Source organism: Bradyrhizobium sp. CCGUVB23, assembly GCF_024199885.1.
In the GTDB taxonomy this organism is placed as follows: domain Bacteria; phylum Pseudomonadota; class Alphaproteobacteria; order Rhizobiales; family Xanthobacteraceae; genus Bradyrhizobium.
On the sequence record NZ_JANADQ010000001.1, the window covers coordinates 2,606,245 to 2,621,236 of the forward strand.

Below are 14,992 nucleotides of genomic sequence, written 5' to 3' on the forward strand. Positions count from 1 at the left end.
TTTTTTGAATCAAGCAAACGAGATATATTCACGGATGAGTTCAACTTTTTTTAAGTGACCCCGCCGTCGTACGAACGCTTGGGTTTTGATCTCAGTGATATAGAGCCGTTCGTAAAGCAGACACTTCGACTTCCGCGCACGTCCCTCGGATATCGGATCGATTCTCGATCGGGCGCCCGATCGGCACCGCCATCTTCCGTTCGCAGGAGAGCGACTTCGCGTGAAAGATCGTAGAGCTACCATGCTCGTCGGCGTTAGGCTTCACCAACGTAACGGCGCGACCTCCGCCGGCGCATGCCGCCGATGCCCCTCTCGCCAGTCTCTAAGCTACTGGTGCCTGCAATCGAATGCCCGGTCAGGCCTGCATACAGCGATAACCAACACTGACCGGCAACAACAAATTCGCTTATGGATATCGTCAACAAATTTGGGTTGTGAAGCTTACGCCCTAGGCGTAGTCATACGGCGCCTCGCATAATGCGGGGCGGCACTCTCGGAGTGCCCACGAATATCGGCCTCCACATCACGCCGAGAATCTGCTTCTTCGCAGGATTTAGTACCTTTCGTCGCGCGCGGTTGATCTCCCCTACGTCAAGGTTTGCATCATGAAAAAAGACACGCTGCTCGTCCGCGGCGGCCGCGCGCCCACCGGTCCGGTGAATCCCCCGGTATCACGGGCCTCCACGATCTTGTTCGAGGATCTTGCCGCTTTCGACGCGACGCGCGCCGATCGGTTCGGAGCGCTGCGTTACGGCATCCATGGCACTGACACACTATTCTCGCTCGAGCACGCAATCACGAAGCTCGAAGGTTGCCATCGCGCGATTGTGGTGCCGTCTGGGCTTGCTGCCATTACGGCCGCTCTCACTGCCGTCCTTAAGACCGGTGATCACCTCCTCATGGTGGATACGGTTTACGGACCGACGCGCGCATTCTGCGATGGCTTGCTGGCGCGAAGCGGTGTCGAGACGACTTATTACGACCCCCTGATCGGCGACGGAATCGCCGAGCTGTTCCGTGACAATACGCGAGCCGTATTCTGCGAAAGTCCCGGCTCGCTCACCTTCGAGGTGCAGGACATACCCGCCATCGCGAAGGCCGCGCACGCGAGATCGATCCCTGTTCTGCTCGATAACACCTGGGCCAGTCCGCTGTTCTTTGACGCGCTCACTAAGGGAGTTGACATCTCGATCCAGGCGGCAACCAAATATCTCTGCGGCCACTCCGATGTGATGATGGGCACTATCGCCACGACCGAGGGGTGGTGGCGACCAATTCGCGACGTCGTGGCTGACCTGGGCTTCTCGACCAGTCCAGATGACTGCTATCTGGTCCTGCGGGGCATGCGCACACTCGGTGTGCGGATGCGCCACCAGATGCGGAGTGCGCTCTCCGTCGCGCGCTGGCTTCAAACACAGCCGGACGTAGTGCGCGTACTGCATCCCGGCCTGCCCGACGATCCGGGGCACGCGCTCTGGTCACGCGACTTCAGTGGATCCTCTGCACTCTTCGGCGTCGAGCTTGCCTCCCGTTCTCAACCCGCGCTGACCGCCTTCATGGATTCGCTGGAGCTGTTCGGAATCGGCTCGAGCTGGGGAGGCTATGAGAGCCTTGCCTTGCCGGCTCGATTCACCCGTACTGACCGCCCGTTCCCATTATCAGGTACTCTGGTGCGGCTGCATGTTGGCCTCGAGGACCCCACCGATCTCATTGCCGACCTCGCAAAGGCTCTCGCAGCCATGCGCGCGACGGAGGCCCGTGCAATATGAACCGGCATCAAATCGGCGATAAGTCCCTCCGCCGCGAGACTCGTATCGTTGCACACCGGTATCGTTGCCGCGAACTCGCCCACACGATCACTCTTCCGCAAGACATCGCGCCGAGGCCAAGCGAACCAAGGAGCAGCAATGGGGCTTAGATAGTCTCGCTTACAGCTGGCGTTAGGATTTTTCATTACCCGACTTGCGGCGGTACTGGCATGATCTCATGGATTGTGCGCGGCACCGTTTTCCCAACGGCGGCTTTGTCGCGCCTCACACCAAGAATGGTACGAAGGCATTACGACCTACTAGATGCTGCCGATCAGTTCGTACCGTTAATGCAATCGATGATCGTTGTGCTGCAGTGGCGACTGCAGTTCAAAAGCATTCGCTCCGGAGGGAGACACATGATCGACAGACGCGACCTGCTCAAAGGAGCGGGCTTCGCCGCACTTGCGGCCACACTGAATTCCACCAAGGCATTGGCGCTCGACACCGTCACGCTCCCGTTCGCCAATGGCGAACGGCCGCTGGTGAAATATCCGCAGAAGCGGCCGATGATCCGCCTCACCAGCCGGCCGCCGCAGCTCGAGACACCGTTTGCGATCTTCAACGACGGCCCGATCACGCCGAATAACGCGTTCTTCGTGCGCTATCACCTAGCGGGCCTGCCCTACGATCTCGATCCGGACAAGTTCATGCTCGAGGTCAAGGGCAAGGTCGACGAGCCGCTGAAGCTGTCGCTGAAGGACATCAAGAAATTGAAGCCAACGGAGATCGTCGCCGTCGCGCAGTGCTCCGGCAACAGCCGCGGACTGTTCGAGCCGCGCGTGGCCGGCGGCCAGCTCGCCAACGGCGCGATGGGCTGCGCGCGATGGCGCGGTGTGCCGCTGAAGACCGTGCTGGAGATGGCAGGCGTGCAGGCCGGCGCCAAGCAGGTCACCTTTGGCGGCATAGACGGGCCGGTCAGCGACAAGACGCCCGATTTCGTCAAGGCGCTCGACGTCGACCACGCCAGGGACGGCGAGGTGATGCTGGCCTACGGCATGAACGGCGAGGACCTACCGTTCCTCAACGGCTTCCCGCTGCGCCTGATCGTGCCCGGCTATTACGGCACCTACTGGGTCAAGCACCTCAACGAGATCACCGTGATCGACAATGTCTATGACGGCTTCTGGATGAAGTCGGCCTATCGCATTCCCGATACGCCGGACAATTCGGTCGAGCCGGGCACCGCGCCGAAGGCGACGATCCCGATCAACCGCTTCACCATCCGCTCCTTCATCACCAACGTCCCCGACGGCGCCAAGCTGAAGGCGGGACGCACGACGCTCCGCGGCATCGCCTTCGACAGCGGCAAGGGCATCAAGGAGGTGCAAATCTCCACCGACGGCGGCAAGACCTGGGCGAACGCCAAGCTCGGCAAGGATCTCGGCAAATATGCCTTCCGCGAATGGAATCTGCCGGTGAAGCTCGCGGCGGGCAATGTCGAGCTCAAGGTGCGCGCCACCGGCAACGGCGGCGAGACGCAACCGGACACGCCGCGCTGGAACCCGGCGGGTTATTTGCGCAACGTCGTCGAAACCGTCCGCGTCAGCGTAGCCTGAGGGAGAATGATCATGCAGCGCGCCGTTCTCCTCGCCGCCACACTCGCCGTCGCGATGGGCTCGGCCCTCGCCGCGCCGGTCGATTACAAGACACCGGATGAGACAGCAGCCTTCAGGCCCGGGCCCAATCTCGAGGTCGCGCAGGGCAATTGCACCGCCTGCCACTCGTCCGACTACATCGCGACGCAGCCGCCGATGAAGGACAAGAAAGCGTTCTGGCAGGCCGAGGTGGCCAAAATGATCAAGGTCTATGGCGCGCCGATCGACGATGCCGATGTCGGCAAGATCGTCGATTACCTAGCCACGACATATTGAGCTCCAGTGAGGCTCCCAAATCCCGAATCTGGATCGATTAGCCTGACGGGATTGCACAAGTTTCAAAGCAATCGGACCTGGATCGCGACATGGATGAATTTCATCTGCTCTCCAAGCGCTTCGGCCCCCTGGCGGCGGATCTAGAGCTCGACGACAGCGCCCCTGCCGTCCACAGACAGCTGGCCAAGCGCGGCTCTGTTCGGAAATTCCGTCCCGAACAAATCCAAGGTCACGTCCTGCGGCGACTTTGCGCGCTCGCGCTATGTGCCCCAACCAAGAGCGATCTGCAGCAACGCGACATCATCATTATCGATTCGCCTGCCTTGCGATCCGAAATCTGCGTGCTTTTGGCGAGCGGCCGCCTAGGCCAGAAGTGGCTCGAGGAAGTCCCGAACCTTCTGATCTTCTGCGGTAACAATCGGCGGCAGCGGCGCCTCCATGCGCTGAGGGCTAGACCCTTTGTCAACGACCATTTGGACGCCTTCTTCAATGCCACGGTCGATGCCGCGATAGCACTCTCATCATTTGTGGTCGCGGCGGAAGCAGCAGGCCTTGGCGTCTGCCCCATCAGCGCGGTGCGCAATCACCCGGACCGGCTCGCAGAGTTGCTGAACCTACCCGAACAGGTCTTTCCCGTGGCAGGCCTAGCCGTCGGGTATCCAGATGAGCCGCCACCAAGGAGTTTGCGGCTACCTCTGCCCGCTACTATTCACCACAACACCTATACCGACGATACGCTCGACGCCGCGATCGAGGAATACGATCGGCGTAGATCGGCCGAGCAGCCTTATGTAACGCAACGATACGTCAACGAACTCGGTCGATCCGAGAGCTATGGCTGGTCCGAGGACAAGGCGCGGCAGTATGCGTTTCCGGAGCGCCAAGACTTCGGGACCTACGTCAAGCGCATCGGCTTCAAGTTAGACTGATCGACGGCGTTTCGGCGCCGAACTATCCAACAGGCGGACCTGCGCCGCACGTTAAGCTGGTGACGGCCTCACCCGGGCGGCCCCTCCCCTCAGCTCCCCTTTGTGTCGTGGACGTAGGTAAAGAAGAGGTCCTTCCAGTTGCTGGTCGTGTCATTGATCAGCCCCGCGGCGTGCATTCCATTGAGAAATACCAGCAGCTTCTGAGGCTCGGTCGTCCACTTGTTCTCCGGATTCTTGATGATTGCCTCCGCATCCTCTTCCGAAAGCTTGAGGTGGTCCCCCTTGATCCAAAGACTCGCGGCTGTCCTGGGATCAGAATTGATCAAATTGATGCTCTCCTTAAGCGCCGCATAGAATGCCGCGACGATTTTCGGGTTCGCGGTCACGAACTTGTCGGTTGCCCACACGACGCTGAACGTATGGGGGCCGTCGAGAACCTGATAGCTGTCAAGCACTCGATGCGCCCTGGGATCCTTGAGCTCCATCTCCTGAAACGGAGAAGATCCGAAATGCGAGGTGATGCCTGCCTTGCCACCCAGCATCGCAACCTGAGCGTCGGGATGACTCAAGGATACTGTCAGCGAGTCAAGCTTGGTGGCCTGCCCCTTCCCGAACTGCTTCTCGACAGCCATCTGCAACGTGATCGCCTGAATCGAGGTCTTCACCGTCGGCATTGCGATCTTGTCGGCGCTACCGAAGTCCGCGATCGACTTCACGTTTGGATTGACTGTCACGAGGTAAAGGGGCAGCGAAGCCATCGCTGAGATGCCCCTGATCTTGTAGTTCTTCAACGTCCGCGACCAAATCGTGAGCATAGGGCCGACACCACCCGATGCTACGTCGAGGTTTCCGGAGAGAAGCGCCTCGTTCATCCCTGAGCCGGCGGAGAACTGCAGCCACTCGGTTTTGACGGTTTGACCGTTCTTGGCTGCCTCCTTTTCGAGGAGTTGCTCTTCCTGCATGATGGTCAGCGGCAGATAGGCCAGGCCATATTGCTTGGCGAGACGTATTGTCGAAACTTCCGCCCGCGAGGCGTTTGGGGTCAGCACGCTCGCCAGAGCGAGCGCGACAAGTGCCAGGCAACTGGATTTCACCGTTTGTCCTCCCATTCGAGTCGCCTCCCGCTTATGCGAGGAGATTCTCACTGTCATCAGCTGTGGGCGCCCCACCGATTGATCGTTCTCTGCTCGATGACGCGGAAAATAAGGTTCTCGACGACAAGCCCAATCAAGATGACGGTCAACAGGCCGGCAAACACGTTCGGAATATCGAGCATGTTCTTGTTCTCGAAGATGAACCATCCCAGACCGCCTGAGCCGGAGCTGACGCCGAACACAAGCTCGGCCGCGATCAATGTTCGCCAGGCAAATGCCCAGCCAATTTTCAACCCGGTCAGAATGCTGGGGAATGCTGCGGGAATCAGAATCTTGATGATGAAAGCAGGACCGCCAAGTCCGTAGTTGCGGCCGACCATCTTCAAGGTCTTGCTCACGGACAGGAAGCCGGCATGAGTATTGAGCGCAATCGCCCAAGTGACTGAGTGCACCAAGACAAACACCAGACTTCCATTCCCTAGTCCAAACCAGATCAAGGCGAGCGGGAGCAGCGCGATCGCCGGCAGGGGATTGAACATGGAAGTCATCGTCTCGAGAAAATCCCTGCCAATCCGGGATGCGATCGCAAGACCGGTCAGCAGCGCGGCGAGAACGATGCCCGACGCGTACCCCATCAGCAGAATTCTGATCGACCCCCATGCCCGGCCGGGCAGAACCCCATTGACAACGCCCTTGGCGAACGCCGACATGGTCGCCCCGAAGGTCGGGAAGAGGAGTTCGTTGTCGAGCCAACGCCCATACCCTTCCCAGACAAGTGCCAGGGCTATGAGAATGAATGCCTTCCGAACGAAGTCCTCGCCGTAGAGCTTATCGAATAGCGATCGAGGCTTCTCGACCACCCTGATTTCCTCGACGCTCTGAGCATTCCGGATTTCGGGACGAAGTGAGTTGGCCATTTGCGAATTTGACACGACGCTCAATTGATTATGCATGGGCCGCCTCCGGCGCAGCTTCGGAAAACAGCATTTCGTGAATTTGCCGCTCGAGGTGCGCGACGTCTTCAGGGGTTGTTGCGCTGTTGAGCTCAGCTCGCACCCGGCCCGGATGTGGCGACAACAGAAGGATACGATTCCCGATCTTGATGGCCTCGGCGATCGAATGCGTGACAAACATGACGGTGAAGCGCGTCTTGTCCCACAGAGAGAGAAGCTCATCCTGCATTTTGCGTCGCGTCAACGCGTCGAGGGCAGCGAACGGTTCATCCATCAGCAGGATGTCAGGCTCCATTGCCATGCCGCGGGCAATCGCGACGCGCTGCTTCATGCCGCCCGACAGCATGTGAGGATAGCTGTTAGCGAATTTTGAGAGCCCCACCATCTCGACGTAATGGCCAGCTCGATCAGCCGCTTCACGCTTGGGCATCTTTTTCGCTGCTTCGAGTGCGAAAGCGACGTTCTGTTGCACCGTCTTCCAAGGCAAGAGCTGATCAAATTCCTGGAAGACCATCATCCGATCAGGGCCTGGTTTCGTGATTAGCTTGCCCTTGAGACGCATTTCGCCTTCGGTCGGCGTGATATATCCGCCAACGGCCTTCTGAAGCGTCGACTTCCCGCATCCCGACGGGCCGAGCAGCACGAACCGATCGCTCTTCAACATCTCAAAGCCGACGCGGTACGTTGCCGTCACAATATGAGACGTGGTCTTATACTGCAGCGTAACGCCGGATACTTTTAGAAGCGGCTCGTCTCGGTCCATTTCTCCTCCCATCTGTGTCCCTGATGTCTTTCTGGGATCCGGCTATTCCGGCGACGCGATATCGTCGACACCACCACGATGACTGGCATTCCGCACTTGGAGACCGCGTGGTCGTCGCGCCACCCAACCGGTGACGTGATATGCGCAGCCTCCAGCGAGCCCAGCCGAGCCGTGGCTCCGACGAGAGCGAGAGGTCCTGACCCAAGGACTAATACCGAGCACCTCTAGCGCTTTCCTCACGCGGGCTTCGTCTTGCATTTCGAAATTGGATATCTTGCCCGGCTTCCAAAATACTGGCGTAAAGTCCTTCTTTCTCAAAGGCACAAATGCTAACGCTTATTGAAACTTTGTCTTACATCTCGGCGGAGTCGTAAATGTCGATCCGAACCCTCAAAACGTTGATTGCTGTGGCGGACCAAGGGAGCTTCAGTGCAGCCGCGAAGGAGGTATTTGTTACGCACGCCGCTGTAAGCCAGCAGATCAGGGCTCTTGAAGAGGAGTGGAAGATCGCGCTTTTCGACAGAAGCCGCCGAACGCCGGAGCTGACTCCCGCGGGACGGGCACTGGTATCGAAGGCTCGTGAGGTTGTCGCTGCTTACGACAGCATCGTCCCAAGCATATTGGGCAATCAAGGAATCGAGGGCGTGTTCTCTCTAGGGGCCGTCCCAACGACGCTCACGGGCCTCGTGCCCCTAGCGGTATCGAAGCTGAAGAGCGATTATCCGGGCCTGCATGTCACCATCACACCCGGCCTGACCACCGCACTGATCCAACAGGTCGAGAGAGGTCATCTTGATCTCGCGATCGTCTCAAAGCCGCAGTTCATTCCTCGCAATCTTGTCTGGTACGATCTTGCAGAAGAGCCTTTTGAACTGCTGGCGTCTCTCGAGGCTGAGGGCAAGGATCCGCTCCAGTTGCTGAAAAACAGTCCGTTCATACGGTTCTCACGCCAGGCCGTCGTCGGCGGATTGATCGAAACTTGGCTCCAGGAAAACAAGATCGCCGTGAACGAGAGCATGGAGCTGGAGAGCCTGGAGGCCATCTCGAGCATGGTCTACTACAATCTTGGCGTCTCTATCGCGCCGCGAACCTGCGTTAGTGCATCGAACGCCCTTCGCCTTAAGCACTTGCCGCTCGGACCGGACAAGCGCCTGGTCCGCATTCTCGGGTGCATATCTCGAGCCGACAGCGTCAGGATTCGCGCCATCGACGAGATGAATGCTCGATTTGCCGCAGCGATACGCGATGGGCAGCCCTCGCCAGACTCGCGTCAGCCGGCACTCAAGAAGAGGCCGTCGAGGCGAAAACGATAAGAGCAAGCGAAGCTCTGGTGTGCTGCTCCACCAGTTAGCCAAGCAGCACTTCCTTGGCGACGATGATCAATCCCGAGACAAACATCAGGCAGACCAGCAGCTTTCGAAATTGATCGTCTGACAGCCTCTTGAAAGCCCAGATACCAGCTTGGGCCGAGATCAGGGTAATAGGGAGCGCAATCAGGATCAGCGGAACGCTTCTGGACGAGTAATAGCCACTCATCGCGTAGACGGCGGCCGCAATCGCCAGGATGACGACGTTGAATGGCTGCATGACGGCTCGTTGCTCGGACTTTGTCCAAGGCTGGAGCGTGCACCAGATCGTCGGCATCACTCCAGATAACGAGGCCGCCCCTCCTAGAATTCCGCCTACGAATCCGACAGCGCAGTCCAATATTGGCTTCGGTTGGGGCAACCGTGGAAGCTCTCGGCGCAGCAATATGAAACTACCATACACAATGAGGAATGCTGCTACCGTGAGCTTGATCGCGAGCGGGCTCGCGATCGCGAGCAGCTTGACGCCAATCGGGATACCAAGGAGTCCGGGGAGGACGAACCTCGACAGGCGCAGCGGATTTTCACGGATACTATCGCGGACGAGAGCAACGCCCTGCAGCCCGCTGACCACGGACATGATGACGATCATCGAGACGGCCTCGGTCGGCGGCAGTATCTGCAGCCAGAAACCAAGCGCAAAAAGCGCAGTTCCGAACCCTGCAAGACCGTTGATGAAGCCGCCCGCCGCGGAGCCTGCCGCAAGCCAAAGATAGAAGCTCATGACTTGGATGCCGACCGTGTTATCGACCGTAATCTATTGCCTAGTTCGGTACACGAAAGAATGGCGCGGGCACCAGCAGCTTGTTTTCGACCTTCGCTACAAGAGGACGCATTTTCTTGGCGTAGGACTGCCATGCCGGCGACGCTTGCAGTTGCTTTCGTCGCTCGAACCGATCATCCAGGCTTTCATATCCCCACATGTGGACGATCTGATTTAGTGGGCCGAAATCGGTATAGTAATAGCCAACCATCCTGCCCAAGATGCGAACCTGGCACTCCATCCCTTCTTCTTCGTAGAGCTTCAAGAAGGTGGGGACCTGGCCCGCATGCAGGGAGTATATTCTTTCGTCCACGAACATTGTGCGTCCTTGTAGCCTGCTGGCGAATTGAGCGATCCCGGACCTATCCCGTGCGAGCTTCGCTGCGATTAACCGATTAGCTCGTCCGACCGATCGTCGGTTTCGCCGAACCGCTTCAGTACCGCCGGCTTCGTGCCCGCGTAGACACGCTCGAGATTGGCCGACACCTTGGCGTTCTCGCGCTCGAACAGGCTATTGCCGTCTAAGTCGCTCTCGACGATGAAGGGCCCCATGTTCTCGGCTTCGATCAACCACATGGCCTGGGCAAGCCCGAGTTCCTTCTTCCAGTAGATATCGCGCGCGCGTTTGATGCCGCGCCCCAATAGCGCGCCGGTGCCGTACCCCACCGTCGTCAGGTAGATTGCGCCGTTCGGGACGAAATGCTCTTTGTAGTCGTGCGACGTCATGCCTCCCTTGCCGATGATGAGCTTCGCGCCGGAAATGCGCAGCCACTCCCCGATCCACTTCGAGAAGCGGAAGGAGGCCGTGGCCGTCACGGCGCCCATCGTAATGTTACCGTCTTGATCAACGGTAGCCGCCGGCGAACAGTGGAAATTGGCAGCACTTTCTTCCGGCAAGCTCAACGGGAGAGGTTCCTTCCCCTCGAGAGCGCGCATGTAAACGCCCTCGCGACCCGTATAGATCAGCCCATCCAGATAGACGATGTCTCCAATCTTCAGGGCCGCCAGATCTTCCCGCGTAGGCTTGGTGCTCAGGCGGATTTGCTTAGGCTTGGAAGCACGTTCCATTCCACCGTCTCCCGACGTTGATAATCAGTGAACCAATCCGGATCGGTCCGGTACTCGACACGGCCGTCGCCATGGATGCGTGCTACCGCGCGGCGAGACGACAGACAAAACGCGTGGACGCTCATCTGCATACCGCCGGTATGGCAATATCCGACTTCGATATGGCAATCGATCACCATCGATTTGCCGACGAATCCCATCGCGCCCATTCCGATGGAGTTGCCCAGCTCCTTGAACTCCCGCTCCATTTCCGCAATGCGCGGGTCCGGGTTTCGGCTTCCGACTGTTCGCAAGCAGGCGGCACGCTTACCCAGAACCATGCAGGCGTCCTTCGACCCTCCGAGACCAATGCCGATGATCGCCGGCTGACAGGCCAGGCCTCGTTTTCCAAATGCAACGAGGCTGTCGAGATAGAAGCGCTTGATGCCGGCGATACCGTCGGACGGAAACAACATGCGATAATCGGTTCCGAAGAGACCACCCTTGTGAACCGTAATCAGGTCGACCCAGTCGCCATCCGGCTCGAACGCATATTCAATCTCGGGGGCACCGATACCGACGTTGTTATCGTGATCGGTACGCCAAAGCGGATGCACGCGATTCGGCCTGAGTGGAACGTTCCTGGTTGCATTGGCGGTGGCGCGCCGCAGGGCGGTTTCCAGAGCGATTGGCCCCCCCTCGATGCTGGCCTCATTACCCATCTTGACGTACCAGCGCGGACAGCCGGTGTCCCCGCACATCGCGCGACGATCCTGCTTGGCCGCCTCATAGTTTTCAAGCATGGCTTGGAGAACGAACGAGGACAGATCACCATCTTCGACGTCTGCAGCGGCCTTGAGGCCATCGAGATAGTCTTCGGGTATCTCGATGGCGGCCTTCTCCATCAGGATTTCCGCGGCCTTCTGAATCGCATCGATGGAGATCATTCTGCAGCCCTCACGAGGGTGTCGGGTTCTTCGGTGGATAGGATCGAGTGGCCGGGCTGTACGATAGTAAATCTCACCCGTTCCCGGCTCATCTGAAGCTCCTCGTCGCGCTTGCGCGCCAAGGTGAAGTATGACTTCTCCAGGCTTCCGCTTTCTGGAAAGTCTTCCCGGTAGTGAGCTCCACGAGAATTTTCTCGCTCTAAACCCGCCTTGGTAATGACCTCCGAGATGTCGCAGAGCGAACTCACGTTCAGCCAGTCGTGCCAGGTGAGATTGAAGGCCCGGCTGCCTCCTGCCACGCCGACATTCATGAGCTCGGACCGAATCTCCGAAATGCGGCGAGCTGCCCTGGTCATTCCTGCCGCAGTTCGCATCACGCCGACGTTGTCCCACATCGTATTCTGAAGTTCGTTGCGCAACTCCCGGATGTTTCCTGGTGATTTCGTGAACGGATAGACGACCCGTTCTATTTCGGTCTGGAGAATCGCCTCGTCCGGATCGCGCAGACGTGCCATCTTGCGGATGTCGCGGCCCATGACGTCGCCAGCAATCCCGCCGTAGACGGTTGAATTGGCCACGCCGTTTCCGCCCAGCCTATTCGATCCGTGTGCACCGCCGGCGTCCTCGCCTGCGACGTACAGCCCTTCCATCTCGGTGTGCGTGTCGGTATCCACGACAATGCCACCCATGAAATAGTGCGCTGTGGGAACCACCTCGACCTGCCCTGCGGCGAGGTCAACGCCGCTGTCCGCGCAGCGCTTCACCATGCCTTTGAACTTCTGCCGTACGTTCTCTGGGCCGAGATGGGCCATCGAGATGTATACGCCGCCGTTCTTCGAGGTGTTGTTCTTGCGCATCTCCGCATAGATCCCTCGGCTGACGACGTCGCGGGTCGCTCTTTCGCCCTTTGCGTCATAGTCGAACATGAAGCGATGGCCGTAACTGTTCAACAAATGGCCCCCGGCACCCCGAAGCCCCTCCTCCAAGACTGTGCCGGTCATCCGAGTATCTTCACCCGCGAGCAAGCCGGTGGGATGGAACTGGACCATCTCCATGTCGCGGAGCGGCAAGCCGGTCCGAAGAGCCATGGCGAGGCCGTCCATCGTCTTGTCGCCGGATGGTGTGTGATACTTGTACATTGTCGGCCCGCCGCCGGTCGCCATCAGCACCGTCTTGGCGCGCACCAACCGCAGTGCACCCGTGCGCATATCGATGAACAAGACGCCGGCAAGGGACGGACCATCCTTCGATGGAATCAAACCTACGGCACGGTGTTCCTGCAATTTCTCGACTGGTCGAGCGAGCACTTGCTCCATGAGGCGACTGATGATCTCGATGCCAGTCAAGTCACCCTTATGAACGGTTCTGTCCGCCGTTTGCCCGGCGAACGCCTTCTGGTGCAACGTGCCGTCTGGATTTCTATCGAAAAAGCAGCCGATCTCGTTCTCGAGTTCGCGGATGCGCACCACGGCCTGCTCACAGAGCCTCCAGGCCATGTCCTGGTTGGGAAGCCATTTTCCGCCAATGATCGTGTCCATGAAATGACGTTCGACGGAGTCGCCGCCGCCCAGCGCCACATTGTAGCCGCCCTGGACCATCCGCGTGCAGCCACACTTCCCGATGAGACCTTTCACGGCGATCGTGATCTTGGTGCCTTCGGGAGCCGCCTGCTGCGCGTGAAGCGCCGCAAAAAGGCCGGCTCCGCCGGTTCCGATGATCAGGATGTCGGTGTCGTGACGTTCAAGATCGAATGGGGCCGCCATGATCAAATCGCCCTCAGGAGGAAGCTGCCGGCGACCATGAACGCGAACGCCACACTGGCCGCGGCCCAGGTCTTCTGATCCCTCGTCCAGGTGAGCAATTCGAACGCCATGAGCCGGAGGCCGCCGAAGAAATGGACCGCCAGCAGGAACACGAGCCCAAACTCGGCGGCCTTCACCAGCGGGTTGTCCGCCCAATGCAGGAAGCCATCTAGATCCTTCGGTGCGGTGAGCGCGAGGGAGAGGACGTAGAAGTGCGCCGGAAGAAAGATCGCGAGCGCCAAGCCGGATAACCTGTGAAGGAAGTAGGCCAACCAGAGCGGATGATGTCGGTGCGGACGGATCATAGCGCGGTCACCGATAGAACTGCGCGCAGCCCGGAGAAAAGCGAGAAAGCGCACAGGGCCCAAGCCAATGCGTTGAGCAGAAGACCGCGCATGTGGAGAACTTCTGCGGCGATTACCCTCACACCGATCGCGGCATGGATCGATACCGCCACTACAAAGGTCCCATAGAAGAGAGCCCAGGGAAGGCTTCCCTGCGTTCTAGATAGAATCGCTCCGGTCGATAGGCCGCCACGTATCGCATAGACCATCACGGCCAAGTGCCCCAGCACCAGGGGAGCCATGATTAGCGCTGTCACCCGCTGCAGCATGAAAAGGCGAAATGTCAGCATGATCACTGCCCCTTGAAGAAGGACTTCATCGTCTCGCGCTTCAACCCGGCGATCGACGTAATCGGGCTCAGCTCATTCGGGCAGAACTTGGCGCAACTTCCCTGAGAATGGCAGTTGTGGCAGCCACCCCGCTGTGACACCGCATCGAGAATATCGGCCCGCTTCCCGTCCTTCTCATCGTTGATGAGGGTCCATGCGCGATTCAGCGCAGCGGGCCCTAGGTACTCCGGATTGCCCTGTACGGTGTCGCAGGAAGCGTAGCATACGGCGCAGTTGATGCATTCGATCGCGGCATCCGCGAGAATGCGATCGTCACTCATCGGGTCGACTTTGACGATGTCGTCATTTCTGGTACCCGTCGGGTGGAATACTCCTTCGGCCTTGACCCACCTCGTGAAGAAGGGATCCATATCCGTCGCGAGATCCTTGATCACCGGCAAATTGCGAAGCGGCGCCACCTCGATGCGATTGTCGCGGACAACCTTCTGCACGTGCGTCCGGCAAGTCCACCGAGGCTGGCCATTGACCATCATCGCGCAAGATCCGCACATACCCACCCGGCACGCGTATCGATAGGCAAGCGTGGGATCGATCTTCTGTTGAATCCAAACCACGACGTCGAGAATGGTCTGGCTTTCCTGATTGGGAACTTGAAAGCGCTCAAACTTCCCGCCAGCGCTGTCTCCCCGCCACACAGATACGTCGAGGGTTTTTGCGTCCGAGGACAAGCGCTCGCTCCCAGGAATATTGTTTGCCTGAGCTCGACTATATTGACGATTTTTCTGACAGAAACCCAAAAATAGTGACGGAAAATGTAAGAAAAACTATCACCGCAAACGCGGTCCGCCGAAAGGCACTTCTTAGGCGCACGTCTTCCGGCAGAGCACCAATCAATCGACGATGCACTTCACGAATCCTGAAATGCAATTTCAGGAAAGTTAGTTTGCTCACATCTCTCCGATAGGCCAGGGCTTGTCTGTTTGCGCGCTGAAACAGGAGATCGAAGGCATG

The 14,992-nt window shown here is 58.8% G+C and carries 16 protein-coding genes; 5 read left to right on the forward strand and 11 right to left on the reverse strand.

The window, feature by feature from the left end; translation table 11 throughout:
* Positions 1–605 precede the first annotated feature (605 nt).
* The 4 genes from metC to NLN62_RS11915 all read left to right on the forward strand — a co-directional run bounded on the left by metC (position 606) and on the right by NLN62_RS11915 (position 4,611).
* On the forward strand, positions 606–1,769 hold the full coding sequence (metC, locus tag NLN62_RS11900) for a cystathionine beta-lyase (protein ID WP_254108889.1): 1,164 nt from the start codon (positions 606–608) through the stop codon (positions 1,767–1,769).
* 398 nt (positions 1,770–2,167) lie between these two features.
* On the forward strand, positions 2,168–3,367 hold the full coding sequence (locus NLN62_RS11905) for a molybdopterin-dependent oxidoreductase (protein ID WP_254108890.1): 1,200 nt from the start codon (positions 2,168–2,170) through the stop codon (positions 3,365–3,367).
* Between the two features lie 12 nt (positions 3,368–3,379).
* Positions 3,380–3,682: a cytochrome c gene (locus NLN62_RS11910; RefSeq protein ID WP_254108891.1), complete on the forward strand. Its 303-nt coding sequence runs from the start codon at positions 3,380–3,382 to the stop codon at positions 3,680–3,682.
* A gap of 89 nt (positions 3,683–3,771) precedes the next feature.
* Positions 3,772–4,611, forward strand: coding sequence for a nitroreductase family protein (locus NLN62_RS11915; protein WP_254108892.1), 840 nt, complete (start codon positions 3,772–3,774; stop codon positions 4,609–4,611).
* 89 nt (positions 4,612–4,700) lie between these two features.
* Here NLN62_RS11915 and NLN62_RS11920 read toward each other — a convergent pair whose 3' ends face one another.
* From NLN62_RS11920 to NLN62_RS11930, 3 genes are all read right to left on the reverse strand, one after another.
* Complete coding sequence (locus NLN62_RS11920) at positions 4,701–5,573, reverse strand: ABC transporter substrate-binding protein (protein ID WP_254108893.1); 873 nt, start codon at positions 5,571–5,573, stop codon at positions 4,701–4,703.
* Between the two features lie 188 nt (positions 5,574–5,761).
* Positions 5,762–6,622, reverse strand: coding sequence for an ABC transporter permease (locus NLN62_RS11925; RefSeq protein WP_254113454.1), 861 nt, complete (start codon positions 6,620–6,622; stop codon positions 5,762–5,764).
* A 28-nt stretch (positions 6,623–6,650) separates the two neighbouring features.
* On the reverse strand, positions 6,651–7,421 hold the full coding sequence (locus tag NLN62_RS11930; RefSeq protein WP_254108894.1) for an ABC transporter ATP-binding protein: 771 nt from the start codon (positions 7,419–7,421) through the stop codon (positions 6,651–6,653).
* Positions 7,422–7,795: 374 nt separating this feature from the next.
* On the opposite strand from NLN62_RS11930, the gene NLN62_RS11935 reads away from it, so the two are divergent.
* Complete coding sequence (locus tag NLN62_RS11935; RefSeq protein WP_254108895.1) at positions 7,796–8,734, forward strand: LysR family transcriptional regulator; 939 nt, start codon at positions 7,796–7,798, stop codon at positions 8,732–8,734.
* Between the two features lie 34 nt (positions 8,735–8,768).
* Here NLN62_RS11935 and NLN62_RS11940 read toward each other — a convergent pair whose 3' ends face one another.
* The 8 genes from NLN62_RS11940 to NLN62_RS11975 form a co-directional block, all read right to left on the reverse strand.
* Complete coding sequence (locus NLN62_RS11940; RefSeq protein WP_254108896.1) at positions 8,769–9,512, reverse strand: sulfite exporter TauE/SafE family protein; 744 nt, start codon at positions 9,510–9,512, stop codon at positions 8,769–8,771.
* Between the two features lie 40 nt (positions 9,513–9,552).
* On the reverse strand, positions 9,553–9,870 hold the full coding sequence (locus tag NLN62_RS11945) for an NIPSNAP family protein (protein ID WP_254108897.1): 318 nt from the start codon (positions 9,868–9,870) through the stop codon (positions 9,553–9,555).
* 68 nt (positions 9,871–9,938) lie between these two features.
* On the reverse strand, positions 9,939–10,619 hold the full coding sequence (locus NLN62_RS11950) for a fumarate hydratase C-terminal domain-containing protein (protein ID WP_254108898.1): 681 nt from the start codon (positions 10,617–10,619) through the stop codon (positions 9,939–9,941).
* Entirely contained in the window at positions 10,583–11,545 is a 963-nt protein-coding gene (locus NLN62_RS11955; RefSeq protein ID WP_254108899.1) for a fumarate hydratase, read from the reverse strand. The genes NLN62_RS11950 and NLN62_RS11955 overlap by 37 nt, the downstream gene beginning before the upstream one ends.
* The gene (locus tag NLN62_RS11960) at positions 11,542–13,308 is read right to left on the reverse strand and encodes an L-aspartate oxidase (protein WP_254113455.1); all 1,767 of its coding nucleotides are present in this window, start codon (positions 13,306–13,308) and stop codon (positions 11,542–11,544) included. The genes NLN62_RS11955 and NLN62_RS11960 overlap by 4 nt, the downstream gene beginning before the upstream one ends.
* A gap of 2 nt (positions 13,309–13,310) precedes the next feature.
* Positions 13,311–13,589 carry a succinate dehydrogenase gene (locus NLN62_RS11965; protein ID WP_254108900.1) on the reverse strand — a complete coding sequence of 93 codons (279 nt, stop codon included), beginning with the start codon at positions 13,587–13,589 and terminating at the stop codon, positions 13,311–13,313.
* A 59-nt stretch (positions 13,590–13,648) separates the two neighbouring features.
* The gene (locus NLN62_RS11970) at positions 13,649–13,981 is read right to left on the reverse strand and encodes a succinate dehydrogenase (protein WP_254108901.1); all 333 of its coding nucleotides are present in this window, start codon (positions 13,979–13,981) and stop codon (positions 13,649–13,651) included.
* A 2-nt stretch (positions 13,982–13,983) separates the two neighbouring features.
* Complete coding sequence (locus tag NLN62_RS11975; protein ID WP_254108902.1) at positions 13,984–14,709, reverse strand: succinate dehydrogenase/fumarate reductase iron-sulfur subunit; 726 nt, start codon at positions 14,707–14,709, stop codon at positions 13,984–13,986.
* Positions 14,710–14,992: the final 283 nt, after the last annotated feature.